This window comes from Methylomarinum sp. Ch1-1 (genome assembly GCF_030717995.2).
Lineage (GTDB): Bacteria > Pseudomonadota > Gammaproteobacteria > Methylococcales > Methylomonadaceae > Methylomarinum > Methylomarinum roseum.
Genome location: NZ_CP157743.1, coordinates 3808638 through 3833728 on the forward strand (window position 1 = coordinate 3808638; position 25091 = coordinate 3833728).

The following is a 25091-nucleotide window of genomic DNA, read 5'->3' on the forward strand; positions in this document are numbered from 1 at the left end:
GCAGGAAAACCCTGCCTTTTATAACAAGCCTTGCAGCTATTCAGCGTATCTCTAATTGCACGATTCCTCACTGAGGACCGATAAGAATTTTATCTGAATAGTTGGCGTGTTTGTTAAATTAAAAACTCAGACTTATCTCTTCCTGAGTTTAACAGGGCCTGCATCCATTTAGGCGCAACACCTCTGCCGGTCCATGTTTGTGACGGATCATTCGGATTTCGGTACTTAGGCGCCACCTTCTTGCCTTTACGGGCTGGTTTTTCCTTTTCCTCGCGAATATCCACAGTAACACCGATTGAAGCAGCCAGCTCATTGATTTTGGCTATGACTTCTTTCCGCTTACTGGCCTGTTTTTCTTTTAACGCTTTCTCGGCATTTTGAATAACTTTTTGCAACTCAGTTTCAGAAAGCTCCTCATACTCGGTCATAATCATCCTCTTATCAATAAAAATACTGGATTATTATAACACCAATTCCAAATAAAATAACAAGCATTAAATAACTTCAAATTTAATTTCGCTAAATATATGGCCCTTTGAATCGACTAGTTTAACAAGCCATTTTCCTTTTTGTGAAAAAGTTATCAGTTTGCTAGTCGATGCCCGCCAGCGGTTACCCAAAATTTTTATTTTCCTTTTGAATATCAATTTATCATTGCGAAACCACTGATGAAATAACGACTCACCTTTCATGTTATTTATTTCAGTGAAATAAATAACGGCAACCGCCTTATTTTTATCGGCCACAATAGATTGAGATATTTTACCGCCAGGCTCTTTATTAATTAAAGTATCCGTCAGTAATGCCCGCGAAACACGCGAATCATATATAGAGGACTTAACAATCGCTTTAACCGTTTTATTATCAACGTCCGCAATCTCGTCTTTTTCTTCATCAACATGGCGAATATCTTTGACCGGTGCACTACGCTCTTTCTTCTCCGGAGGCGCCTCAATAAGCGGCGACTTTTTCGCCGCCGACTTTGCTGTGGAAACGGGCTTGATCGGCTTATCTTGTTCAAATTGATTCTGTTCAGCCTGCTCCGGCGCTAATAATAAGTACCCTCCCCCGACTAAAATCACCAGTAAAAAAACAATGGCGCCGACAATTCTGCCGACATGCCATTCGGTGATCATTTTAGGCTGCATCACCGCCTTGTCGTCCTCGGTTTTATCGTAATTAATCTTTACAACAACTTTATTTTTTGTCATTTTTTTCCTGCAAACTAATCGCTTCGCCGGCGTCTGTACGCCGAGAAAAATAATTTTCCAATTTATCCGCCTGATTGGACTTGGTAATATATCATTTTAGCCCTAAGATACGGGTTAAGACTTGCTGAAAAACTGGAACTTTACATGAGCAACCTTCTTAAACTGTTTCGAGATTCTTCCGCGTTGTACGGCAACAATGCCGTCTATATCGAAGATTTGTACGAGCAATATCTGGAAAACCCCGACTCGGTTCCGGAAAGCTGGCGAGAGAAATTCAGCAAGATTCAAGACAAAAGCAAGGTCGACATTCCCCATAGCCCGATTGTCGAACGCTTTGAGCAATTAGCCATCAGCTCTCCCGGAAGACTGGCCAAGTTACAAGGCTTCACCGAAGAAAGCGTCAAGAAACAATCGGCCGTCGCCCGCCTGATCAACCATTACCGGGTCAGGGGCCATCAGATCGCGGCGAACAATCCGCTGAATAAAGACATTCAGATTCCGTCCGATCTGGAGCCGGCCTATTACGGCTTAGCGGAACCCGATATGGACACGCTGTTTGACGCCGGCACCCTATATGGGGTTGACCGCCTGCCGCTACGGGAAATTATTAAAACGCTTAAAGAAATTTATTGCGGCAGTATCGGCGCCGAATACATGCATATCGTCGATACCGAATCGAAGCGCTGGATTAAAAACAAGCTGGAAAGCAGCAAGCCGGGATTGGCCGACAATCCCGAGAAACAACAATGGCTGCTGAAACAGCTCACATCGGCGGAAGGCATCGAAAAGCACCTGCATCGTAAATATGTCGGGCAGAAACGTTTTTCCCTGGAAGGCGGGGAAAGCCTGATCCCGATATTGGACGAATTGATTCAACGTTCCGGCGAAAACAATGCCAAGGAAGTCGTGATAGGCATGGCCCATCGCGGCCGCCTCAATGTGTTGGTCAACATCCTGGGCAAGAGTCCGGCCGCTTTATTCGGGGAATTCGAAGGCACCCATGTGTCCTCGCCCGGCGTTTTGACCGGCGACGTCAAGTATCATCTGGGTTTTTCCTCCAATATCGCCACGCCGGGCGGACCGATACATATCACCTTGGCCTTCAATCCGTCCCATTTGGAAATCATTAACCCGGTGGTTGAAGGCTCGGTCAAGGCTCGACAGGACCGGCGCGGCAAAGGCAGTATCGATACCGTGATACCGGTGCTGATCCACGGTGACGCCGCCTTCGCCGGCCAGGGCATCGTCATGGAAACCCTGAACATGTCGGAAACCCGAGCCTTTTCCACCGGCGGCACGGTGCATATCGTCATCAACAACCAGATTGGCTTCACTACCAGCCATCCGTTCGACGCCCGATCCACCCTCTATTGCACCGATGTCGCCAACATGATTCAGGCGCCTGTCTTTCATGTGAACGGCGATGATCCGGAGGCGGTGTTATATGTCACCCAAATGGCATTGGATTATCGCATGCAGTTTCACAAGGACGTCGTCATCGACCTGATCTGTTACCGCCGACTGGGCCATAACGAAGCCGACGAACCGTCGACGACTCAACCGATGATGTACAAACAAATCAAACATCATTCCAGCACACGCCAACTCTATGCGCAAAAACTGATTGAGGCGGGCATCATCAGCGAACAAGACGCCCAAGCGATGGAAACCGATTATCAACAAAAGCTGGACCAACAGCAAGTCGTTTCCAGACCGATTCTGGGCAGTGAAATGTATTCATATTCGCAACAATGGGATATTTTTCTGCACAGCGATTGGGACAGTCCCGCCGATACTCGAGTGGCCTTGGAGCGTATCCGTTATTGCAACGATAAGATGCAATGCTTGCCCGCCGGCTTCGAAATGCACCCCCGGGTTGCCAAGGTCATGGAAAACCGTAATAAAATGGCGGCCGGCGCCCTGCCCCTGGACTGGGGCTTCGCCGAAAACTTGGCCTACGCCACCTTGTTACTGGAAAACCACGAAGTCCGCCTGACCGGACAGGATGTCGGGCGCGGCACGTTTTCCCATCGTCACGCCATCCTGCACAATCAAATCAATGGCGAATCCTATATCCCCCTTCAGCATCTGGACAAAAACCAAGCCCGGGCGCAAATCTTCGATTCTTTACTCTCGGAAGCCGGCGTACTCGGTTTCGAATATGGCTACAGCTCGACGGAGCCGAATAAGCTGGTGGTCTGGGAAGCGCAGTTCGGCGACTTCGCCAACGGTGCGCAAGTCGTCATCGATCAGTTCATCAGCTCCGGCGAAACCAAATGGGGCCGCTTGAGCGGCCTGGTCATGTTGCTGCCGCATGGTTTTGAGGGCCAAGGGCCCGAGCATTCATCGGCCCGTCTAGAGCGTTTCCTGCAACTGTGCGCAGACCATAACATTCAGGTCTGTTATCCGACCACGCCGGCGCAGATCTTCCACCTGCTCAGACGACAGCTGATCAGACAATACCGCAAACCGTTGATCGTCATGAGCCCGAAAAGCCTGCTGCGGCATAAATTGGCCGTCTCCACGCTGGAAGACTTGACCAATGGCCGCTTCCTAACGGTCATTGGAGAGCAGGACGACATCAAGCCGGCCGAAGTCAGCCGCTTGATCTTATGCGCCGGAAAAATTTATTATGACTTGCTGGAAGTGCGGCGTCAGGATGAGCTGAAACATATCGCCATCGTCCGTATCGAACAGCTATACCCTTTTCCCGATAAACTTTTCAGAAAAGAATTGAAAAAATATCCGAATCTCGAATCGATCGTCTGGTGTCAGGAAGAGCCGAAAAACCAGGGAGCCTGGTATCAAAGCAAACATCACTTCTACAATAACCTGGAAAAAGACATCACCATTACCTATGCAGGGAGGGCCCCGTCGGCGGCGCCCGCGGTCGGCAACTTCAGAACCCATATCAAAGAACAAAGAGCCGTCGTGCATGCGGCCTTATACGGACAAAACAAAGGTAAACAATAATGAGCTTTGAAATTTTGGTGCCGGAACTTCCCGAATCAGTCTCCGATGCAACCCTGGTCAGCTGGCATAAACAACCCGGCGATTGGGTCGACAAAGATGACAATCTGGTTGATTTGGAAACCGACAAGGTCGTGCTCGAAGTTCCGGCGCCGGTGTCCGGCATCTTGAGCAAGATATTAAAAACCAACGGCTCGACGGTGATCGGCGGCGATTTGCTGGCCTTGCTGGAAGAAAAGGAAAAACCGGAAAAAGCGCCCGCCGAAAGCATGCAAATCAGCGAGACCCATGTCGACGACATTCCTCTGAGTCCGGCGGTGCGCCGTCTGATCCAGGAGAATCAACTCGACCCGAGCGCGATACTGGGTTCCGGCAAACATGGCCGCATCCTGAAGAGCGATGTGCTCGAATACTTGGAAAAACAAGCCGGCAGTACTGAAAAAACCAAAGGCGAAGAAAAAGCCAAGGAAACGACAAAAACGGAGCAGAAAAAAAGCCCGCAGCCATCGACTGCCGTCTCCAGCTTGCGTCCGGAACAACGCGTGCCGATGACGCGCTTGCGGGCAAAGATCGCCGAGCGCTTGTTGCAAGCCCAGCAGAATGCCGCCATGCTGACCACCTTCAACGAAGTCAACATGCAGGCCGTCATCGACCTGAGACACCAATACAAAGCGCGCTTCGAACAAAAACACGAGGTCAAACTCGGCTTCATGTCTTTCTTTGTCAAGGCCTCGATCGAGGCGTTGAGGCGTTTTCCGGCGATCAATGCTTCGATTGACGACAACGATATTATTTATCACGGCTATTACGATATCGGCATCGCCGTCACCACGCCTCGCGGCCTGATCGTGCCGGTCCTGCGGGACGCCGACCAGCTGGACTTCGCCGGCATCGAAAAATGCATCGCCGAATATGGCAACAAGGCGCGCGAAGGCTCGCTGAGCGTCGACGATTTGACCGGCGGCACCTTCACGATCACCAATGGCGGTATTTTCGGATCCATGTTGTCCACGCCGATTCTAAACCCGCCGCAATGCGCGATCTTGGGCATGCATGCCATCAAGGAGCGCCCTGTCGTCGAAGACGGCGAAATCGTCATTCGTCCGATTATGTACCTGGCGCTATCCTATGATCATCGCCTCGTCGACGGCAAAGAAGCGGTGCAGTTCCTAGGAACTATCAAGGAATGCCTGGAAGCCCCCGCCCACCTGTTACTAAATATATAGAAAGCTTATGTCTACAGCCCATTATGATGTCATAGTTATCGGTGCCGGACCCGCGGGTTACGTGGCCGCGATTCGTTGCGCGCAATTGGGCCTGAAAACCGCTTGCGTGGACAATTGGCGCAACCATAATGGCGACGCCAGACTCGGAGGCACTTTCATTAACGCCGGCTGCATTTCCTCGATGGCCTTATTGGAGTCGGCGAAAATTTATCAATTGCTGCGCGGGGATATCAAATCACACGGCATCAAATTCGATAACTTGACGCTGGACGTCGGCAAGATGGTAGAGCGAAAAAACCAGACCACGGCAAAATTGAGCCGCCAAATCAAGGATATTTTCGATCACCTCGAGATCGAATGCATCCATGCCCATGGCAAATTACTGTCTGCTAAACAGGTCGAAATCAACCCGTTGAACGAGCAGCCGCGTTATGTTGTCGAAGCGGATAACATCATACTGGCGACCGGCTCGAAACCCATAGGACTGCCCTGCGCGGCTCAACACCATGATTTGATCATCGATTCCTCCCAAGCCTTGAATCTGAGATCGGTGCCGAAGAAGCTCGGCATCATCGGCGCCGGCATCATCGGTCTGGAACTGGCCGGCATCTGGAATAAACTGGGCGCCAAGGTAGTGGTGCTGGAAGCGCAGGAATCTTTCTTGACCGCAGCCGACCAGCAAATCGCCCAGGAAGCCTATCTGATTTGCAATCAACAGGGTCTCGATATCCGTCTCGGCGCTAGAGTCGTTTCCACCCTTGTCAAGGATGGCCGCGTCAAACTCGAATACCAGGATCACGAAGGCACACATAGTCTGCAGCTCGATAAACTGATCGTCGCCTCCGGGCGGCAACCCAATTCGGATAACCTGACGGCAGCGGAAGTCGATTTGCTGCTGGACGAAAATGGCTTCGTGCATGTCGATGAAAACTGCAGCACCTCCTTACCCGGAGTCTATGCGATCGGCGACCTGACGCTGCTGGGACCGATGTTGGCGCATAAAGGCCTGGAAGAAGGCGTTTTTGTTGCCGAACAGATTGCCGAACAACACAACTCCATCAATTATGCCATCATCCCCAATGTCATCTATACCGATCCGGAAATCGCCTGGGTCGGACAAACCGAACAGGCCCTAAAAGCCATCGGCGAAAACTACAGGGTCGGCATTTTTCCCTTTAAGGCCTCGGCCCGAGCGCAATCCTTGGATAAACCCGAGGGCATGGTCAAAATTATCACCCAGGCCGATACCGATATTATCTTGGGCGTACACATCATCGGCGTACGCGCCTCCGATCTGATCGCCGAAGCGGTGCTAGCGATGGAGTTTTCCGCCAGCGCCGAAGACCTGGCCAGAACGATACACGCCCACCCGACTATGTCGGAAACCCTGCATGAAGCCGCTTTGGCATTGGCCGACCGCGCCCTGCATTTGCCGCCAGGTTATTAACCCAAAGATATGAGTCTTAGATATTCCATTATTCCAGTCACGCCCTATCAACAAAACTGTTCGCTGCTGATCTGCGAACAAACCGGCAAAGCCGCCGTCGTCGACCCCGGCGGCGAACTTGAACTTATCTTACAAAAGGCGGCCAAGGAAAATGTCACGTTGGAATCCATTCTAGTCACCCATGGCCATCTCGACCATGTCGGCGGCGTTGCCGAACTGGCCGACAAACTAACTCTGCCGATATACGGCCCGCAAGCCGAGGACGCCTTCTGGATAGATTCGCTGCCGGAACAATGCCGTTCCTTCGGCTTTCCGCATTGCGATAGTTTTATCCCGGACCGCTGGCTGAACGATGGCGATAGCGTTGAAGTCGGCAATGAAACGCTGCAGGTTCTGCACTGTCCCGGTCATACCCCCGGCCATATTGTTTTCTTCAGCCCAAGCGCCCGTCTGGCGGTGGTCGGCGACGTCTTATTCAACGGTTCGATAGGCCGCACCGACTTTCCGAAAGGCGATTTCCAAACTCTGATTGCATCGATTCAGCATAAACTCTGGCCGCTGGGTGAGGATGTCGCCTTCATCCCCGGCCATGGACCGATGTCGACCTTCGGCGAGGAAATGCGTACGAACCCTTTCGTCGGCAACCGGGATTAATCTCAACATAAGGTCCTCCGTGGAAGTAATGTTTCAAAACTGGTTCCCACGGTCCTCCGTGGGAACCCATACTTTGCCACTTTAAGCCCCGGTATGCTCAACGCCGGACGGAGTTTGCAACACCGTCCGCAACCTTTCATCGTAGGCCTCTGCTTCGCGAAGCCGCCCTACCAGCCATCACAATCGTGGATTCGCCGCTAGGCAATCCGCCTGGATACGGACAACGCCCCTTTTGCACCGGAGGCGGGATTTGGCGGTTTGCTGCGCGAAACCGCCCTACGACATCGCCACCGTCGTGTGAATGCTCAACGCCGGACGGAGTTTGCAACTCCGTCCGCAACCTTTCATCGTAGGCCTCTGCTTCGCGAAGCCGCCCTACGCGAATTTGTGTGGCCCAAGACCGAATATCGCCGGTGGGTGGATTCGCCGCCAGGCAATCCGTCTGGTACGCACGACATCAATTTTCCTGATTAGCAAGTTTCTTCAGCTAAAGCCCAAAGATCAGCATATCCCTAGCAGGACGGGGTTCGCAAGCCATGCGCGTCAAGCTAAAAACGGCCAACCCACATCACGCTCTTTCCCAAGCTCCAGCTTGGGAAAGACACCCCGGAAGCTCCAGCTTCCTGAGACCGACACGACCTCCGCACATTCTCAATCAACCCTGACTCGCTCGTTCAATCTTTCTTGATTGTCGGGAAGCTAGAGCTTCCTGAACAGGTTACCCAAGCTGGAGCTTGGGTAACAGCATATTTTAGTTTTTGCGACTACGACTGGCCCCTGCTCGGTCACGTGGCTTCGGCAAGCTGAAGCATCTTGCTAATCAGGTCAATTTTTACCCCCGGAAACATGTGATTGGCGGAGCCGCTGCGCTTGATCCGCCCTACCGGTGCGGGTAGGGTGTGCTGACGCGAGGAAGCGCACCATGTTTCTCAACGCCGTCCGCAACCTTTCATCGTAGGCCTCAATGCTCTTGCTTGCGAGGCTGACGGAACTTGCGCTGCGGTCTCAGTCGTTTGATTTTCAGCTTTTGCTGTCTTATTTCCACCTCGGCCAATAATTGAAAAATATCGGCCGGCATGCCTTCCGGCAATTCGACAATGGTGTAATGATGTCGAATATCGACTCGACCTATCCGCTTTCTTTCGACGCCGGATTCCGCCACCAGAATGTTCTTGATATCATCGAGCCTGACTTGATGTTTATGCCCTATATCCAGACGATAACGCACCGTTCTGTTTTTCGGCGCGGTCAACGGTATTTCCAAATCAGTATCGCTCCTGGCCGCGGCTTTACCAATAGATTGATACAGGTTAGGCTGGCTCAAATAAACTAACGCCGCAGCGCAATCAAGCATCGTCAAATCAAGCTCTGCCGATATCCGCTGGATTAATTCGCGCTGCAGTTGCAGGTTTTCCGACTCCAATACCTTTTGCAGCCGTTTTTTAAATTTTTGTTCTTTTCTAACTTTTGCCTGCATGTCTATTCGATGTCCTACAAACGATCCAGGTTTATATCGACAAATGCTTCGTCACGCATACGTCTGAGCCATAATTCGGTTTCTTCTTCGATCTTACGCTTGCGGATCTCCTCGCGCACCTGCTGCTTCTTAAATTCCGCACTGTCGTCGCGGTTCTCGCGATCCAATACCTGAATCAAATGCCAACCGAACTGCGTTTGCACCGGCTCACTGATTTCATTAATCGACAACTTATTCATCGCCGCCTCAAATGGAGGCACTAGCGCGCCAGGCCCAACCCAATCGAGATCACCGCCGTTAATCGCCGAGCCCTTATCATCGGAATGCGCTTTCGCCAAGGTCGCGAAATTATCGCCATCGGCAATCCGTTGCTTCAGCGCCAACAACCGTTTTTGGGCCTCCTCATCATCGATCAGTTCATTGGTTTTGATCAGAATATGCCGCACTTTGGTCTTAGTCACGATATGCTTGTTAAGCCCCTCCATCTCCAGCATTTTAATGATATGAAAGCCGCTGGGACTGCGTATCGGTTCCGAAACGTCTTCGCGACTCATTTTACTCACCGTTTCCACAAACAAGGTCGGGATCTGTCCCAAGGTGCGCCAGCCCAAATCACCGCCGTTAAGCGCATTGCCGCCATCCGAAACGGTCAACGCCATTTGTTTGAAATTCTCGTCGTTACGCAGATCCTTGACCACCTGATTAGCCTTGTCGCGCGCTTTCTGGATTACCGTCGCCGAAGCCGCTTCCGGCACTGAAATGAGAATATGTCCAAGTCGGTATTTGATCTTTTCCTGACCGACCCGTCCTTGCGTTTCCAGGTAATGGGCGACCTCTCTGTCCGTCACCTTGATGCGGGAGCCGATTTCCCTCGCCCTCAGCTGGTTGATAATGATTTCACTGCGTATGCTTTCCTGGAATTTTGCAAAGCTCATGCCTTGATTTTCCAACTCTTGGCGAAACTGTTCGACCGTCATATTATTGCGGGCGGCGATATCGACGACGGAACTGCGCAACATTTCATCGCTGACCCGAATCCCCGATCTTTCCGCCATCTGACGCTGCAGCCTATCGATAATCAGGCGCTCCAACACTTGTTTACGGAGTACGAATTCGGGCGGCACCATGACATTGTTGGCGCGCAATTTTTGCGCAATCGCATAGACTTCTTCGGACAGTTCCCGATCGAGAATAATGTCGTCCTCAACGACGGCGACGATTCTGTCCAATAATTCGGCCCTGACGCTGAATACGCTAAACGATAACAACAGCAACATGGCCAGTAGATAAATTTTCTTCATAGTTCGCTTAAACTTTAATTTTCCGGCTTACGATAGCCATACAGGTTTTTTTCCAGGAAGTTATCGACCTTGTCGCCGAAGCTGGCCAACCCTTTCAGCTCCAGCTGAACGAACACGCCATTCTCCGCCTTGGCTTCCTCGGAATTACTGATATTGTTGACAAAACGCCTGCCGATCACGCGAAAACGCCAACAGCAACTTTCCTTCTCCAGTCCCAGAAAGCTTTCCACGGTCTGATTGAATTTCAATGAATACTGCCAGCGCCCGACGGCAAACCAATTATCATAAAGCGGCCAACGGAACGACATATCGCTTTGGATGATGGTCGCCTCCAGGTTCGGGTTATCCCGGCGATAACGGTATCCGAGATTAATAATTTGTTCAGGCTGATTCCGATAACGAATAGTTCCCTGTCCCCTGGTAATATCGTTTACATCGGGATTCCACTGCACGGATGACGAGAAAGACAGATGATCGGTCAACTGGCCGCTGAGCTCGGCGATCAAATTAGACAGACTGTTGGTTTCCGGCGTGTTGCCGCGCAGCAGCACTTCCCGATCACGGAAATAGAAAATTTCCCCGACGCTGAGCTTCAAGCGTTCGCGGCCGCTGTCGCTGTCGATCAAACGCGACGTCAACGCCAGCGTCACCTGATTGGCATCCTGCACTCTGTCAGGACCGTTGAAGCGATTGTCCCGGAACAAGCTGAAAAAATTCAAATCGTAGAGCGAGGTATCGAACAGCGGGATATCGCTTTGGTCCTCATGTGGGATATACAAATAGAAGGCGCGCGGCTCCAGGGTATGCAGATAGGAGCTATCGCCGAAATCGAAATCGCGCTCAAAAAACAGGCCGCCGTCCACCGACACGATCGGCAAAGTGCGGCTAATATCCTCCGCCCTGCCGGGGAGCTGGTCTTCAAGCGCATATTGAGTGTGTTGCAGCGAGAATTTGGGAGTGAAAAAAGCGCCCGCGGTCTGCCACGGAAAACTGATCGACGGTTTCAGGTTGAGACGCTGACCGCTGACCCGTCCGCTGCGGTAAAAATAGGTATATTGATTTTCCATCGCCAAATTCAACGGGAAATCGTCCATCTCATGATGCAAATTCAGTTGCAGCTGAGGATATTTCTGATAGGGTCGGGCGCCGGGCGGGATACTGCGGTCGATGGTCTGATAATTTTCCAGGCGGGCGACAAACGACATCCAACTCTGATTATAGCGCAGATCAGCCAGGCTTCTGACATGACGGGTGTCGGAAAAGCCGAGAGCGTTGTTCAAGTCATTGAAATAATCGTCATCGGACACGTAATTCAGATCCAGATTGGAGGAGACGCCATAACCGAAATTCGATTGCGCCTGCACGCTGGCGGAATAACGCGACTCTTCCCTCAAGCTGTCATAGGGCATATATTCGAGGCCGATATTGCCGCGGGAGATTTCGGTCAGATAACGAAACTGAGTGCGCAACATGCCGCCGCGCTTGGTCATATAACGAGGCGTGATGGTGGCATCGTAATTCGGTGCGATATTCCAGTAATAAGGCACCTCTAAATCGAAGCCGTTTTTCTCGGTGCTGCCGAAGCTTGGCGGCAAGATGCCGGATAGACGGCGATCATCCAGAGGAAATGAGATATAGGGCGTATAGAGCACCGGCAGGCCCTTGAATTCCAGCCAAGCGTGCTTGGCCGACGCCTGCCCGGTGGCCCGGTTCATCTTCAAGCGATCGGCATGAACGACCCAATCCTGATTACCGGGCCGACAACTGGTGAACGATGCTTCCGTGTATCTCGACAAGACCTTGCTGTCCCGGTAGACGACATCGGCGCTGCCACGAATCGGGCCGGACGGCGAAATGAACAAGGCCTCACGCAATCGCGCTTCATCGGTGGCCAGATTCAACAGCGCGGTTTCGCTGTAGAGAGAAATTTCATTTTCGGAATAAAAAACATGGCCCTGCGCGTCCATCGTTTCGGAGACGGTATCATAACTGGCCATATCGGCCTGCACATGTTGATCGGCGCGGGTAATATCGACATTGCCGAAGAAGCTGGTGATTTCCTTATCGAAAACCTCCGAATAATCGGCATGCACATCCATCGGCGCGGTATTGCGCAGGTCTTTATCGCCAACCAAGGCCGGCTGGGAAACGGAAGGGCCCAGACAATTCTGCCAGGGATCATAGGGCAGCTGCGCTTGCAGGGCTTTAAAGATTTCCTCCTCCGAGAAATCATAGGCAGGGTCCAGCAAGCCGGCGTCATGTTCGGCATGTTCGACGACTCTGGCCCTACCCTTCGGATCGGCCCCAATCAGGCTGCAATTCCAGGTTTCATCCTGTTCATTGGCGCTACACGTCCAACCCGGACGTTTGGCGACGGTGCGCGGCGGCTTCATGAAAACCGGACGCGCTTTTTCAGCCGCCGGCTCGCTCTCGGCCAAAGGCTGAGGCACCGGCATGTCGGGCGCCGGTTGAGTCTCGACCGGTTCTTTTTGCCCCTGACTGACGCATGACCATTCGCCCGCTTTGTTTTTTTCACAATCCCAAACATTGTCTTCTGCAATAACCGACCTGGCAAAAAGACAAAGAAAAAAAACAAAAAAGAAACGGAAATGCATAAAAGCGTTAGGGTTATAGTGGCTTAACGGGTCAGAAATCGAATAAAATGCAGTTTTGTATTTTACCTTAGTTTACTAACTGAATAATAAATAATGTTCCCGGCATCATCAGATATCCGCGCGGATGCGATTATGGACTGGCTCAACGAAGAACTACGCTTCGAGATTAATAGCTTCGAACCCGCTTCCAGTGATGCCAGCTTCAGGCGTTATTTTCGCGTCAAACACGCAGGCGGCCAACATATCGTCATGGACGCGCCACCGGACAAGGAAAATACCGAGCCTTTCATACGCATCGCCGGTTTGTTGAAAAAAATGAACATACACGTTCCGGCAATCTATCAGCAAAACCTGGCCGAGGGCTTTCTGCTGTTAGAAGACTTAGGCTCCCGCAGTTTTCTCGATCAACTCACGCTGGAAAGCGCCGATATACTCTATCAGTCGGCGTTCGACAGCCTGTTCAAACTACAGACACAATCTGATTTAGCCTATGCTCAGTTGCCGGAATACAGTGCCGACCTGTTGCAACGCGAACTGGAGATTTTTCAACAATGGTTTCTTGGCGAGCTGCTTGCCATTGCCCTGCCAGCCCCTCTAAAAAACTCATTGACCACAACATTAATCGACTCGGCGCAGGCGCAACCGCGCGTCTGCGTGCATCGCGATTTCCACTCCCGCAACCTGATGGTGCTGAAACGGCATTCCCCCGGCGTCATTGATTTTCAGGACGCCGTCATCGGCCCGATCACCTATGACCTCGTGTCATTATTGCGCGACTGCTATATCAGCTGGCCCCCGGAGCAAGTCGAACAATGGATGCAACGCTATTATCGACGCCTCGATGACGCCGAACTCATCGACGCCGATCTCGACACCTTCCGACGCTGGTTTGATCTGATGGGTCTTCAGCGCCACCTGAAAGCCGTCGGTATTTTTGCCCGTCTGAACCTACGCGACGACAAATCCACCTATTTGGCCGACATCCCCCGCACAATGAGCTATATCGTGCAGATCAGCCGGATTTATCCGGAACTGGCGGATTTTTACCAATTTTTGCAAGATCGAGTTTTGCCGATTTACCCGGACAGACTATGAAGGCGATGATACTGGCCGCCGGACGCGGCGAACGAATGCGTCCGCTCACCGATTTCACCCCAAAACCGCTGCTTCCAGTCGCCAATAAGCCGTTGATTCAATACACGATAGAAAACCTGGTCGCCGCCGGTTACCCCGACATCGTCATCAACCTTGCCCATCTTGGTCAGCAGATCAAGGATTATTTCGGCAACGGCCACGCCTTGGGGGCGAACATCGCCTACAGTGACGAAGGAGAAAAGGGACTGGAAACGGCCGGCGGCATTATCAATGCATTGCCTCTGCTGGGAAAACAAGCTTTTTTAGTCGTCAATGGTGACATCGCCTGCGATTTTCCTTTATCCTCACTAAGACGGCAACGTTTTGATCTGGCCCATCTGGTCCTAGTCGACAATCCGCCTCATCATCGCGATGGCGATTTTCATCTGGCGAATGACGGCCATCTATCGGAACAGGGGGAGAACATGCTGACCTTCAGCGGCATCGGCCTTTACAAAGCGGAACTCTTTGCCGGAATCGTTCCCGGCGAATACAAGCTGGGCCCGCTATTAAGACGCTTTATGCAAGACCGCCGCATCAGCGGCGTAAAACACCACGGTTTCTGGATGGATGTCGGCACGCCCGAACGCCTGAAGGAACTGGACAATCATTATCAACACCGAGGAACACGCCATGTCTGAACATGTTTATAAAAAAATCGAATTAACAGGTTCTTCCAGCGCCGGCATACAACAAGCCATCGAAAATGCCGTAGAGAAAGCCGCGCTAACGATCAAGAACATGCGCTGGTTTGAAGTCGTCGAAACTCGCGGTCATATCGAAGACGGCAAAGTGGCACACTGGCAGGTCACCATCAAGGTCGGCTTCACCATCGAATAATGGAAACGGCCTGTCGCCCCGGCGGCAGGCCCCAACCGCCGCCTCACCTTAAGTGCTAAACAACGTGAAGCGCATCGAAACAAGGTGCGCTTCCTATCGTCAGCACACCCTACCCGCATCCGTAGAGTGGATCAAGCGCAAGCGGATCCACCTATAAGCCCCGTAAAAATCCATGCCGAAACATGGAATTGTATTGCTTGTCCCACCCTACAGGGCGACATCAAGACAACAATGTAGGGATTCGCCGCCAGGCAATCGGTAAAAGGTTGCGGACGGAGTTGCAAACTCCGTCCGGCTTTGGGAATTTTTGCCCCGGTGGCGATGTTTGGCGGCTTGCTTCGCGAAGCCGCCCTACGCGTTCATCCCAAACGTCGGTTAGACCCACCGTTTCCTGGTTCCCACGGTCCTCCGTGGGAACCCATACCCTAAGCTGGACGGAGTTTGTAACCTGAGCAGGCCGGGGTTTGTAGCCCCGGCCTGAATCTTTCAAGCCTATGCCAAACTAAAAACCGAAACGTTCGGGGCGGGTTGAATAACCCGCCCCGCTTAGGACGCAGGAGCGTGGGAACGAGGGTCAACTTGTTCAACCCTAAGCTGGACGGAGTTTGTAACTCCGTCCGCAATATTTCGCGAAGCCGCCCTACGTTGGCCGCAGCCGTAATGGATCCGCCAAAAAACTAGAAATCCACCTTCTTAAACGCCGGATTAGCGGAAAGCACCTCCATTCCTGCTAACTTGTTCAACTCGACCTGGCGTTTTTCGCCGTCATCGAGCAACAAATATTCGCGCTTATCGGCATCGACGCAGGTGTCTAGCGCCCGCCCCTCGATTACTTCCCTGTTTTTTAGCGTCAGCCTGATCCGATAATGATACATACAGGCTATTTCGATGTAATCATGTAACTGGCAGGAAATCAGCTTACTCATAACTTGAAACGGATGTATTGCCTAAGCGGGGAGCCGGCAGACCAGACAAAGGATTCGGTGTAATAATGCATCAAGGCCAGATAACCTAACAACCCCAGCGTGATCGCCTTATAAATCTCGGTGCCGAACAATGTTTGCGTGATGAAATTGACCAGCTCATCGCCATAGGCCTGCAACAAAAAAGCCAACAAAAACGACAGCACCGGCAGCACGATGAAAACATGGACATTACAGCGCGCCGCATATTGATACAACCAATTCCTTGGCTGCCGGTGATGTTTATTGTAATCATGGGTGACATAGAAAATATAGGCGGTCGCATCATGAACCAGCCGCGGAATCAGAATCGCCAGGAAATAATACTGCTGAGTGTAGAGATAAAAACTGCTAACGATCAACAGCGTATTCCCCCACATGAAAAACTTTCCGAAGGTTGTCTGCACCTGACGCTGACTGGCAATCGATGCGACGACCAGCAGCGCCGTCAACGTCGCGGCAATCTGCCTGATCCATTCCGACTGCTGGGCATCGAGACTGTTCTTCAGAAAAATACCGACATAAATAAAAATTCCGGCCGCGACGCTTAGCCACAGCAACAGATAAAAGGCCCATGCAGGCAATCGGCAGACGCCTTTGCCGATGCCATGCTGCTGTTTCAAGACATGATAAACCGTCCAACTGGCGGTAATTAAATACAGCACCTTATAGGGAATAAACAAACTGCCTATGCCGAAAAAAACAATAATAAAGGCCGTCATCGCCAATATTTTGTTTTTGTAAAAGTGAACATATTCGCTGTTGCTCGCCAGAAGAATTGCGCTGGCGACGATATGCGGCGTTCCGAATAAAATCTGAAACAACAGATAATGGGTCGGACTGCTGGGAAGATGGGTCAGCAAATAGCCGCCCCAAAACCAGCCATCGACCCACTTAATCAACAAACATAAGGGGATGATGAGATACAAACCCATCAACAGCCGAAACGAGACCGCCAGTTTGTTCTCATTAATATCCCGCTGAATGGAAAAACTTTGCGCTGACATATCAAGACCTTTGTTTTTATAGTTATATTGGACCGATAGAAGAGTTTAACCGAATATAGGTCAATAATTAACTAAATCGTCCAACATAAAACAAGCCTTAAGGGAGGCTATGTTACGCAAACCGCCGCCTTACCTTCGTAATACGTGCTGAACAGCGCGAAGCGCATCAAAAACGGCTGCAATTCCAACGTAGCGAATGTAGGGCGGCTTCGCGAAGCAGAGGCCTACGATGAAAGGTTGCGGACGGAGTTGCAAACTCCGTCCGGCGTTGAGAAACATGGTGCGCTTCCTCGCGTCAGCACACCCTACCCGCACCGATAGGGTGGATCAAGCGCAGCGGCTCCGCCAAACACATGTTTATGCTGTTACCCAAGCTCCAGCTTGGGTAACCTGTTCAGGAAGCTCTAGCTTCCCGACAATCAAGAAAGATTGAACGAGCGAGTCAGGGTTGATTGAGAATGTGCGGAGGTTGTGTCGGTCTCAGGAAGCTGGAGCTTCCGGGGTGTCTTTCCCAAGCTGGAGCTTGGGAAAGAGCGTGATGTGGGTTGGCCGTTTTTAGCTTGACGCGCATGGCTTGCGAACCCCGTCCTGCTAGGGATATGCTGATCTTTGGGCTTTAGCTGAAGAAACTTGCTAATCAGGAAAATTGATGTCGTGCGTACCAGACGGATTGCCTGGCGGCGAATCCATCAATCGGCGATATTCGGGGCTTGGGCCACATAAATTCGCGTAGGGCGGCTTCGCGAAGCAGAGGCCTACGATGAAAGGTTGCGGACGGAGTTGCAAACTCCGTCCGGCGTTGAGAAACATGGTGCGCTTCCTATCGTCAGCACACCCTACACGCCCTGTAGCCCTGTAGGGTGGATCAAGCGCAAGCGGATCCACCAAAAGCATTCAATGCACTCCGCTTTTCGCGTCGCCCTGAATGATTAACCCTATAATTGCGCTAATAAGGTTGTTAATTTATCATGACCGGAACGACACAATAAAAAGAGCCGTCATGAATTTCCAACTACATCCCCGCCTGGAACAGGACTGCATAGAAATAGGCCGGCTTAGTTTGTCGCGCCTTTTGTTGATGAATGACAGCCAATATCCCTGGTGCATATTGGTGCCGGAAAGAGAAGATATCAGCGAAATTTATCAGCTTTCGCCAACCGATCAACAGCAATTACAACAGGAATCCTGTTTACTCAGCAAAACGCTGGCCGAAATTTACAATGCCGATAAGATGAATATTGCCGCCATCGGCAACATGGTCCCTCAACTACATATTCATCACATCGTCAGATACCGGAACGACCGTGCCTGGCCGGCTCCGGTTTGGGGACAATTCGATGCGATACCCTACGGTAAAAAACAACTAAAAGAACAGATCTCTGTGATCAAACTGGCCATGAAAGCCGCCTTAATTGACTAGGAACTCGGTAAAAAAGACATCGCGAAAGCCATCGCTGTTTTCATATTTATCCAAGGCGTTCACGATCCGTCTTTTCGTTTTCAACCGCAGCGCCTCGCGTTGCTCCATGGTTTGCAGCTGATCGGCGGGCAGACCGCTATATAACATAATCAATTCATGCCTCAACAAAGGCATGTGTTTTTTCACCTTTTCAATATAGCGCTCGCCTTCGATCAGCAATTGCACATTGATCATCAGATATTTTCTGCGCTCCGCCAGATTGACGGTGAACTTAGGCTTCATTTCCAGATACGCCATTTCCGACGCCTTTTCCTGCTCCGCGGCCTCCTCGGCATAAGCGAAGGAAGAGAACGTCAATAAACAAAACCACAAAACAAAAACTCGCACCGAGACTCCTCTTGAAATTAAAACAATACAGTCATCGCCTTTCGCGCCGAATCCACCCGACGGTTGCGATGCCAACGTGGCCAACGTAGGGTGGCTTCGCGAAGCAAGCCACCAAACCCCGCCACCGGAGGCAAAATTGGCATTGTGCGTATCCAGGCGGATTGCCTGGCGGCGAATCCACCCTACGGTTGCGATGCCAATGTAGACGCGTAGGGCGGCTTCGCAACGTAGGGTGGCTTCGCGAAGCAAGCCACCAAACCCCGCCACCGGGGCAAAATTGGCATTGTGCACATCCAGGCGGATTGCCTGGCGGCGAATCCACCCTACGGCGGGCCAGCCGACGGTTGCGATGCCAACGTCACCAATGTAGGGTGGCTTCGCGAAGCAAGCCACCAAACCCCGCCACCGGAGGCAAAATTGGCATTATGCGCATCCAGGCGGATTGCCTAGCGGCGAATCCACCCTACGGTTGCGATGCCAACGTCACCAATGTAGGGTGGCTTCGCGAAGCAAGCCACCAAAACACGCGCCGGGGCAAAATTGGCATTGTGCGTATCCAGGTGGATTGCCTGGCGGCGAATCCACCCTACGGCGGCTCCAGAAACAAGGTGCGCTTCCTATCGTCAGCACACCCTACAAATCACTTTCAGAAAAAGCTGACTAGCCGCTTAAAGAAACTATGCTCTTTGTACTTTTCCTTGATATCGACATCCAGGTGGCTGGCCAATTTAATCATCGCTCTGGTAATCGGCGCCTTAGGGGAATAATCGAATAGAGGCACGCCCAAGTTGCAAGCATTCGCCACCCGGTCATAATCATTCGGAATCAAATATACCCTGGAACAATTCAACGTGGATTTAATATCTTTAATTTGTAAATTAGCTTTTGGATTAAAGCGATTAACGACGATGATGATATTTTTGTCGCTGACATTCAATTCCAGCTTCAAGATCTGCACCAAACGTTTCGCGTCACGCAAATGCGCCAAACTTTGTTGAATCACAATGGCAATCTGATCCGACTTATCCAAGACCGAAGCCGTTAACAAATCGATATGGCGAGGCAGATCGATAAAGACCCTGTTATAACGCTCGGCGCAAAGCGATAACATTTTATCCAAGTTTTCAACCGGAATATCGCCCGGTAAGACGATTTGCTGCTGTAACGTCGACAGCAGACGCAAACCGCTTTGGGTCCGCGTCATATAACCATCGATGGCGTCGAAATCGAGATCGTTGATTTCGGTCAAGGCTTCGACGACAGTATGCTGGGGATGCAAATCCAGGTTTAACGATTGGGTGCCAAACTGAAAATCCATATCCATTAAAACAACCGATTCATCGGAGGCTATCGACGCGATATGCGCCAAATTACAGGCGATCACACTGGCGCCCGAGCCGCCCTTGGCATTGATCAAGGTCGTCAACGTTCCCTTCTTGGCTCCGGTTCGTTGGCAATCATGAATAATCTGCTCCAATGCCTTATGCAATTCATCTGAATCGACCGGGTCGGTGAAAAAATCACGCGCGCCCGCCTGCATCGCCAACCGCATCTGATGATTGTCGTTTTTTGCCGAAATAATCAACAGCATGGGACGCGTTATGCTGGGTAACGCAGTCAGTTCATAGAGCACCGGAAGCGTGGCTTCATCGAGCAGCAAGATCAAAATCTTCGGCAGTTCCCTGTCATTCACATAACTGGTTGATTTATTGCCATCCACACAATGCTGCTCAATGTCCTGATGGATAAAATTAGAAACCATTGAGTGGTATTGTGTAATCTTAGCCTGATTACTTCCCAGTATTTGTATTGATATGGGATTCGTATGCATCATTTAATAAATGTTCATTGACAATAAAAATCATTAAGAGATTTGAAATCTCGCTTAAGCGAGCGCTAAGACTGTTGGGTTACGCTACGCTGACCCAACCTACGTCAAACACTCGTTATTAAAGCTAGTATAGCTGACAAATGAAAACTCTAAACCCGTTCAAAATTAACTAAAAAATTCTAATTTTCAGAAGGAATGCCTTGTTTTCTGGAAGATCGGAAACAACAAATATTGCTTAGCGATTGCGGTTATTTATTAACTGACGCACACCCCGTAGCAGCATCGTTGCGTCACCGGATTCTCCGGAGAAACCCGGCCCAGGCTTTCGCTGGGCAGTTTCGTCACAACCGGAGGCACCGAAAATGTGTTGCCAATTAACGGTATTATTAACGTATGAGTAAATGTAGGAAGGATCTCCACTTGTACAAAATCAATTTTATCATAATCTTCCGAGATTATATTTCCGATCGGCGCAGCGACTTCCGTCATATCATCCTCATAGTACTTCACATCGACATCTGCCGTTGTCAAACCTAGCAAAGGATTGCCGCCGCCGGCGGGGTCATCGAAAATCGTGACCCGCTGGGCTTGAAGTATCCCCCCGGCGGACACCGGACAGACGGCGGCGACCCGGGCGCCCCGCCGTGTCGCTTCGACCAGAGTATTATAAACAAACATCACCCGGGCGAACTCGATGATGCCAAAGATGAGGGTGAAAAACACCAGCGCGATCAACGCGAATTCGACCATCGATGCACCCCGTTGCAGTTTCCTCATCATTCAACCCTCATCGCAGTTGATGCCGTTAACGTCATAGTCGCCGGCACCGTCCCATTGGTCAAGTTGCTCAGCAGACCGCCCAGAATCAATTGATGATCATAACTGGCGGTCACGAAGATATGATCGGTATAGGTCGCATCGGTTGTTATCGAAGGTACAGGCGTGTAATTGGCGACATTAGGCAATAATGAATCGGTCGAGGCATCTGTCGAGCCGTAGATGATCAGGTTGGTCGTCGCATCGACGTTATCCTGATTGCTACCTGTCACATCGATTGCGTCGTCTATAACGCCGTTTCTAGCCTGTTTCGGATCGGCAAAATAGCGCGCACCGTCCTGCACCGACTTGTTTAAGATATCGAGATGATAAAAGGCGAAGCCAAATTCCACCACACCTATCACCAACAGCATAAGCAACGGCAATATGATAGCGAACTCTATTAAGGCCGCGCCTTTTTGGTTGTGAAGCTTATCTAACACAACCATCGACATCACGAATGCCCACCCATAGGGTCTTTATACAAGATCACTTTATAAAAACCGAAATCGTCGACCGATGTTAGATCTCCGGTCGCCCTGCAAACTTCATCGCCGACAAACTGACCTAAGATAAACACCTCGCTGCCATTTTTTTCCGGCAACGCGGAAAGATAAAAACAACCGTAGCCTTTCACCGGTAAATCGGCGGTGCCGCCCGTTCCAAATTCAGTGCAATCGACAAATGGCACGCCTAAAATCCGCTTACCATATTCAGCATCGGGCGATATATCACTGTCTACCGTGCCCTGCCCCTTCAAACTCTCGTATTTAGCGTACGGATCAACCAAGCCAGTACCGGACAAGGAAATACCCGCAGTAGGTACGACATAGGAGGCGCCAAATTCAGCCTCAAGATCGCTATAGTCGAGATAAGTATCTTCGGTCGTGGGAGAGGTCGTCGTGCCGAGGCCTGTCAGTTTATCGGATGTATATCCCAAATCAGGGCTATCCTCATTAAAAAGACTTCCCAGGCCTTCTCGGAGTGGCCCCCAATCAACACCCGTTTTAGAGGGAATCGTGCCTGGACTAGGCACTTCACAAAGCTTCTTACATTCAGGGGCGCCCGCCAGACATTTTTTGACGGTATTGGCGCCATTATCCAAACCTGCATCCGGAAAAGCCGAACCAAAATTAGCTAATCCGATATTGCCCGCCCCGTACTGTGAATTGTGAGTCGCCGCACAACGACTAGGCGCACCTCCTGTCCCCGAACTTATTTCCGCAGACATGCAATAGAGATTATCCATCGTATAACCATAACACTCACCATCGGAACAGTCCGTGTCCGGCGCCGAAGGATTGTCGGTGCACATCATGATTGGAGTCAGATCGCAAGGCGCGATCGGCGCCGTCCCGGCGACGGCGGTGGCGGCGACGGTCATTTGACTGAAATCGCCGGGTATCATGATACTCAACACACTCATGAACCAGGTGCCGATCGACATCGGACTGACGACCACCCGGGCGAATATCGCATCATCAACAGCACCTGCAGCCCCCCAATCAGCCGCATTAGCACTTATCGGCGTTTTTTTCGAAAAGGTGAAAGCCAACTCGGCACCGCTGATTCCCGATGCAACCTCGCCATTGCCGTCACTACCGGTAAAGGCGGGAAAGGTATTGTTCCTAGCAAAGTTTTCCGCGAACGTTTCGACATCCGGTATCGTGCTGCTGCTTTCCTGTTTGGCCAGCGAGATTGCCGCACTCAGAGCCAACGCATCGGCCAGGTTTTGCAAGCGGGTTTTATTGACATAGGCATGACTGATATCGATGGCCAGGCCGGCCATCGCCACCAAAAGCACAAGGGCGAGCGCGGTAAAAACCAGCACCGCGCCCTTTTCCTTCTTAGGAATTTTATTAATCCTCGCGTTCATAGCAGCCACCTTTCGAGAAAGCTCGTGTTTTTGGATTAAACGATAAGCGCATTAATTTCCGCTCGATGAGCCGCCCACATCGATGATCACCGGCTGAGAAATAACCTGTTGGCCATAAGCATCCCGATAGCCTTGCATCGTATTGGTGCCCGACTCGCCGTCCATCTTGCGCGGCGAATCCGGAAGCGGATGTTCGGCCGCATCCGGATTTGCGATCTGGGCCCGTGTCAATTGCCTGACCGATTGACCAAAATTGCGGTCCATCTCAACGGGCCGGTGATTGGCATCGCCGCAGGCCGCCAAAATGATGCTGACTGTGCCGACTAACACTAGTGATTGACTGTTCATTACATGCCCTCCGCATTGATTTGGTGACCGAACTGCCCTACCGTTCCGCCGGATGATGGATTATAGGTCGGCGCCGAACGCGTTTTTTCAGTTGCCCGGCCTTCCATTCGTCCCAGCAAATAGAAATCGATATCGTCGGGCTGTACATAATTATCGGTCGGCAGGCGGATTTGGTGACGCGGAATTGGCCTCGCCAGATGAGGCGTCACCAGTATCACCAATTCTTTTTTCTCATTGAACGACTGTCGATTGCGAAACAGCGAACCCAGCAACGGCAGATCGGCCAAGCCCGGGGTATGCTGCTGAGTATGATCGTTTTGCTCGCTGATCAAACCGGCAATCGACATGGTCTGCCCATCGGCCAGCTCCAACGTCGTATCGGCTTCGCGAGTCGACAAACTCGGCGTTACGCTTTCGACTTCGGTCACGATGGCGGCATCATTGGTCAATGAACTGACCGAAACATGCGTTTTCAAGCTGATCCGATTGGCATCCAACACAATAGGAGTAAATTCCAGTCCGACACCGAATTTTTTGAAGTCCACCTCACAATTGCCTAGACTACAATCGGCCGCATACGGAAACTCCCCGCCGGACAGGAATGCCGCTTTTCGGCCACTTATCGTCGTTAGATTGGGTTCGGCCAATATCGTGGCGATATCCGAGTCACGGCTGAAAAGCAAATCCCAACTGAACATTGCCTCCCCGGCGACATAGGAACCGGTGAAAAGCCCCGCCCCGACGGAAAGCACATCCCAAAAAAACGTGCCGTCATTACCACCGGTCTTACTGGCGCTAGTGTTGATCGCCAATTCCCGTGCGATAGTGCGCTGCACTTCGGCGATCTTGACTTCCAGCATCACCTGCTGTTCGCCGCCGACATGCATCATGTTGACCACGAATTGTCTGGCCTGGTTGCTGCCGCCACCACCGCCGCCACCGCCGCCACCGCCGCCACCGCCGCCACCGCCGCCGGAAGAATTGGTGCAGCCGCCGCGGGTTCCACCGCCACCGCCACCGCCTTGTAACGAGGGCATCGCATAGCCTTGGGCAATCTTCATCGCGAAATCCATATTGACCAGGTTGGAGACTTCGCCACTCAGCACGATACATTTTTGCGCGCTACGAACCTCGATGCGTTCATTCGGCATCAATTCGTAGAGTTTCTGCTTCAAGCCTTCTAGATCATGCGTCACCTCGATATCGAATACTTTGGTCACATTTTGATTAGCGTCCAGAATCATCAAATTGGTGGTGCCCATTTGCTCGCCATAAACCAACAGCTTTCGTCCACCTCTGATCAGCTCCATTCTCAATTTGGCGATTTCCGGCTTGCTGGAGGTGACGCCTCTATCGCTACTGTCCAAGGGGATGATTCTGGATTTATTGATCGGAACCTGATAGCTAATCGGCTCGATGGAATGGTCATAAGCCGACGCCTGCCCTTGCCATAGAAAAGCCGACATCATCACGAGGAAATTAATGGGCTTCTTGAATTCGATGTTCATAGTAAACGATCCCTTACTTGAATTTGGATAATTAATTTAGCCATCTGCTCTAGCAAAATGC

The 25091-nt window shown here is 51.3% G+C and carries 22 protein-coding genes; 8 read left to right on the forward strand and 14 right to left on the reverse strand.

What is annotated here, in order from left to right; translation table 11 throughout:
- Nucleotides 1–113: 113 nt before the first annotated feature.
- Nucleotides 114–428 (reverse strand): H-NS histone family protein, encoded by a 315-nt coding sequence (locus Q9L42_RS17415; RefSeq protein WP_305907163.1) that lies wholly within the window; start codon nucleotides 426–428, stop codon nucleotides 114–116.
- Between the two features lie 66 nt (nucleotides 429–494).
- Nucleotides 495–1211 carry a DUF2914 domain-containing protein gene (locus Q9L42_RS17420; RefSeq protein WP_305907162.1) on the reverse strand — a complete coding sequence of 239 codons (717 nt, stop codon included), beginning with the start codon at nucleotides 1209–1211 and terminating at the stop codon, nucleotides 495–497.
- Nucleotides 1212–1355: 144 nt separating this feature from the next.
- Here Q9L42_RS17420 and Q9L42_RS17425 point away from each other — a divergent pair, with 144 nt between their 5' ends.
- Genes Q9L42_RS17425 through Q9L42_RS17440 form a run of 4 tightly spaced genes read left to right on the forward strand, consistent with a single transcriptional unit; the run spans nucleotide 1356 to nucleotide 7508 of the window.
- Entirely contained in the window at nucleotides 1356–4184 is a 2829-nt protein-coding gene (locus Q9L42_RS17425; protein WP_305907161.1) for a 2-oxoglutarate dehydrogenase E1 component, read from the forward strand.
- Nucleotides 4184–5407 (forward strand): 2-oxoglutarate dehydrogenase complex dihydrolipoyllysine-residue succinyltransferase, encoded by a 1224-nt coding sequence (gene odhB / locus Q9L42_RS17430; protein WP_349431504.1) that lies wholly within the window; start codon nucleotides 4184–4186, stop codon nucleotides 5405–5407. The genes Q9L42_RS17425 and odhB overlap by 1 nt, the downstream gene beginning before the upstream one ends.
- Before the next feature lie 7 nt (nucleotides 5408–5414).
- The gene (gene lpdA, locus Q9L42_RS17435) at nucleotides 5415–6854 is read left to right on the forward strand and encodes a dihydrolipoyl dehydrogenase (protein WP_305907160.1); all 1440 of its coding nucleotides are present in this window, start codon (nucleotides 5415–5417) and stop codon (nucleotides 6852–6854) included.
- Nucleotides 6855–6863: 9 nt separating this feature from the next.
- Complete coding sequence (locus Q9L42_RS17440; protein ID WP_305907159.1) at nucleotides 6864–7508, forward strand: MBL fold metallo-hydrolase; 645 nt, start codon at nucleotides 6864–6866, stop codon at nucleotides 7506–7508.
- A gap of 961 nt (nucleotides 7509–8469) precedes the next feature.
- Here the strand turns inward: Q9L42_RS17440 and Q9L42_RS17445 are convergent.
- The 3 genes from Q9L42_RS17445 to Q9L42_RS17455 are packed head-to-tail and all read right to left on the reverse strand — an operon-like array spanning nucleotide 8470 to nucleotide 12901.
- On the reverse strand, nucleotides 8470–8985 hold the full coding sequence (locus Q9L42_RS17445; RefSeq protein WP_305907158.1) for a DbpA RNA binding domain-containing protein: 516 nt from the start codon (nucleotides 8983–8985) through the stop codon (nucleotides 8470–8472).
- Nucleotides 8986–8999: 14 nt separating this feature from the next.
- Nucleotides 9000–10286, reverse strand: a complete 1287-nt coding sequence (locus Q9L42_RS17450) for a peptidylprolyl isomerase (protein ID WP_305907157.1) — start codon at nucleotides 10284–10286, stop codon at nucleotides 9000–9002.
- A 14-nt stretch (nucleotides 10287–10300) separates the two neighbouring features.
- A complete protein-coding gene (locus tag Q9L42_RS17455) occupies nucleotides 10301–12901 on the reverse strand; it encodes an LPS-assembly protein LptD (RefSeq protein WP_349431505.1) in 2601 nt (866 codons plus the stop codon).
- A gap of 93 nt (nucleotides 12902–12994) precedes the next feature.
- Here Q9L42_RS17455 and Q9L42_RS17460 point away from each other — a divergent pair, with 93 nt between their 5' ends.
- From Q9L42_RS17460 to Q9L42_RS17470, 3 genes are read left to right on the forward strand one after another with little or no spacing between them, the layout of a single operon-like run.
- Entirely contained in the window at nucleotides 12995–13996 is a 1002-nt protein-coding gene (locus Q9L42_RS17460) for an aminoglycoside phosphotransferase family protein (protein WP_349431506.1), read from the forward strand.
- A complete protein-coding gene (gene murU / locus Q9L42_RS17465; protein WP_305907155.1) occupies nucleotides 13993–14676 on the forward strand; it encodes an N-acetylmuramate alpha-1-phosphate uridylyltransferase MurU in 684 nt (227 codons plus the stop codon). The genes Q9L42_RS17460 and murU overlap by 4 nt, the downstream gene beginning before the upstream one ends.
- The gene (locus Q9L42_RS17470) at nucleotides 14669–14875 is read left to right on the forward strand and encodes a dodecin (protein WP_305907154.1); all 207 of its coding nucleotides are present in this window, start codon (nucleotides 14669–14671) and stop codon (nucleotides 14873–14875) included. The genes murU and Q9L42_RS17470 overlap by 8 nt, the downstream gene beginning before the upstream one ends.
- Before the next feature lie 677 nt (nucleotides 14876–15552).
- Here the strand turns inward: Q9L42_RS17470 and Q9L42_RS17475 are convergent.
- Nucleotides 15553–15801: a Rho-binding antiterminator gene (locus Q9L42_RS17475; RefSeq protein WP_305907153.1), complete on the reverse strand. Its 249-nt coding sequence runs from the start codon at nucleotides 15799–15801 to the stop codon at nucleotides 15553–15555.
- Entirely contained in the window at nucleotides 15798–16844 is a 1047-nt protein-coding gene (locus Q9L42_RS17480; protein ID WP_305907152.1) for a hypothetical protein, read from the reverse strand. Before Q9L42_RS17480 ends, Q9L42_RS17475 begins: the two co-directional genes overlap by 4 nt.
- Nucleotides 16845–17844: 1000 nt before the next feature.
- On the opposite strand from Q9L42_RS17480, the gene Q9L42_RS17485 reads away from it, so the two are divergent.
- Nucleotides 17845–18264, forward strand: coding sequence for an HIT domain-containing protein (locus tag Q9L42_RS17485; protein WP_305907150.1), 420 nt, complete (start codon nucleotides 17845–17847; stop codon nucleotides 18262–18264).
- Here the strand turns inward: Q9L42_RS17485 and Q9L42_RS17490 are convergent.
- From Q9L42_RS17490 to Q9L42_RS17520, 7 genes are all read right to left on the reverse strand, one after another.
- Nucleotides 18253–19044, reverse strand: coding sequence for a flagellar basal body-associated FliL family protein (locus Q9L42_RS17490; protein ID WP_349431507.1), 792 nt, complete (start codon nucleotides 19042–19044; stop codon nucleotides 18253–18255). The two genes, Q9L42_RS17485 and Q9L42_RS17490, sit on opposite strands and share 12 nt — an antisense overlap.
- A gap of 253 nt (nucleotides 19045–19297) precedes the next feature.
- Complete coding sequence (locus Q9L42_RS17495; RefSeq protein ID WP_305907147.1) at nucleotides 19298–20371, reverse strand: AAA family ATPase; 1074 nt, start codon at nucleotides 20369–20371, stop codon at nucleotides 19298–19300.
- Nucleotides 20372–20737: 366 nt separating this feature from the next.
- Entirely contained in the window at nucleotides 20738–21232 is a 495-nt protein-coding gene (locus tag Q9L42_RS17500; RefSeq protein ID WP_349431508.1) for a TadE/TadG family type IV pilus assembly protein, read from the reverse strand.
- 26 nt (nucleotides 21233–21258) lie between these two features.
- Complete coding sequence (locus Q9L42_RS17505; RefSeq protein ID WP_349431509.1) at nucleotides 21259–21753, reverse strand: TadE/TadG family type IV pilus assembly protein; 495 nt, start codon at nucleotides 21751–21753, stop codon at nucleotides 21259–21261.
- A complete protein-coding gene (locus Q9L42_RS17510; RefSeq protein ID WP_305907144.1) occupies nucleotides 21753–23174 on the reverse strand; it encodes a TadE/TadG family type IV pilus assembly protein in 1422 nt (473 codons plus the stop codon). Before Q9L42_RS17510 ends, Q9L42_RS17505 begins: the two co-directional genes overlap by 1 nt.
- A 51-nt stretch (nucleotides 23175–23225) precedes the next feature.
- Nucleotides 23226–23522 carry a hypothetical protein gene (locus Q9L42_RS17515; RefSeq protein ID WP_305907143.1) on the reverse strand — a complete coding sequence of 99 codons (297 nt, stop codon included), beginning with the start codon at nucleotides 23520–23522 and terminating at the stop codon, nucleotides 23226–23228.
- A complete protein-coding gene (locus Q9L42_RS17520; RefSeq protein WP_349431510.1) occupies nucleotides 23522–25030 on the reverse strand; it encodes a type II and III secretion system protein family protein in 1509 nt (502 codons plus the stop codon). Before Q9L42_RS17520 ends, Q9L42_RS17515 begins: the two co-directional genes overlap by 1 nt.
- Between the last annotated feature and the right edge of the window lie 61 nt (nucleotides 25031–25091).

Bases quoted from the DNA above. Each gene is read 5' to 3' on its own strand.
- Q9L42_RS17415 (WP_305907163.1), bottom strand. From the start codon at position 428: ATGACCGAGTATGAGGAGCTTTCTGAAACTGAGTTGCAAAAAGTTATT.
- Q9L42_RS17420 (WP_305907162.1), bottom strand. From the start codon at position 1,211: ATGACAAAAAATAAAGTTGTTGTAAAGATTAATTACGATAAAACCGAG.
- Q9L42_RS17425 (WP_305907161.1), top strand. From the start codon at position 1,356: ATGAGCAACCTTCTTAAACTGTTTCGAGATTCTTCCGCGTTGTACGGC.
- odhB (WP_349431504.1), top strand. From the start codon at position 4,184: ATGAGCTTTGAAATTTTGGTGCCGGAACTTCCCGAATCAGTCTCCGAT.
- lpdA (WP_305907160.1), top strand. From the start codon at position 5,415: ATGTCTACAGCCCATTATGATGTCATAGTTATCGGTGCCGGACCCGCG.
- Q9L42_RS17440 (WP_305907159.1), top strand. From the start codon at position 6,864: ATGAGTCTTAGATATTCCATTATTCCAGTCACGCCCTATCAACAAAAC.
- Q9L42_RS17445 (WP_305907158.1), bottom strand. From the start codon at position 8,985: ATGCAGGCAAAAGTTAGAAAAGAACAAAAATTTAAAAAACGGCTGCAA.
- Q9L42_RS17450 (WP_305907157.1), bottom strand. From the start codon at position 10,286: ATGAAGAAAATTTATCTACTGGCCATGTTGCTGTTGTTATCGTTTAGC.
- Q9L42_RS17455 (WP_349431505.1), bottom strand. From the start codon at position 12,901: ATGCATTTCCGTTTCTTTTTTGTTTTTTTTCTTTGTCTTTTTGCCAGG.
- Q9L42_RS17460 (WP_349431506.1), top strand. From the start codon at position 12,995: ATGTTCCCGGCATCATCAGATATCCGCGCGGATGCGATTATGGACTGG.
- murU (WP_305907155.1), top strand. From the start codon at position 13,993: ATGAAGGCGATGATACTGGCCGCCGGACGCGGCGAACGAATGCGTCCG.
- Q9L42_RS17470 (WP_305907154.1), top strand. From the start codon at position 14,669: ATGTCTGAACATGTTTATAAAAAAATCGAATTAACAGGTTCTTCCAGC.
- Q9L42_RS17475 (WP_305907153.1), bottom strand. From the start codon at position 15,801: ATGAGTAAGCTGATTTCCTGCCAGTTACATGATTACATCGAAATAGCC.
- Q9L42_RS17480 (WP_305907152.1), bottom strand. From the start codon at position 16,844: ATGTCAGCGCAAAGTTTTTCCATTCAGCGGGATATTAATGAGAACAAA.
- Q9L42_RS17485 (WP_305907150.1), top strand. From the start codon at position 17,845: ATGAATTTCCAACTACATCCCCGCCTGGAACAGGACTGCATAGAAATA.
- Q9L42_RS17500 (WP_349431508.1), bottom strand. From the start codon at position 21,232: ATGGTCGAATTCGCGTTGATCGCGCTGGTGTTTTTCACCCTCATCTTT.
- Q9L42_RS17505 (WP_349431509.1), bottom strand. From the start codon at position 21,753: ATGTCGATGGTTGTGTTAGATAAGCTTCACAACCAAAAAGGCGCGGCC.
- Q9L42_RS17510 (WP_305907144.1), bottom strand. From the start codon at position 23,174: ATGAACGCGAGGATTAATAAAATTCCTAAGAAGGAAAAGGGCGCGGTG.
- Q9L42_RS17515 (WP_305907143.1), bottom strand. From the start codon at position 23,522: ATGAACAGTCAATCACTAGTGTTAGTCGGCACAGTCAGCATCATTTTG.
- Q9L42_RS17520 (WP_349431510.1), bottom strand. From the start codon at position 25,030: ATGAACATCGAATTCAAGAAGCCCATTAATTTCCTCGTGATGATGTCG.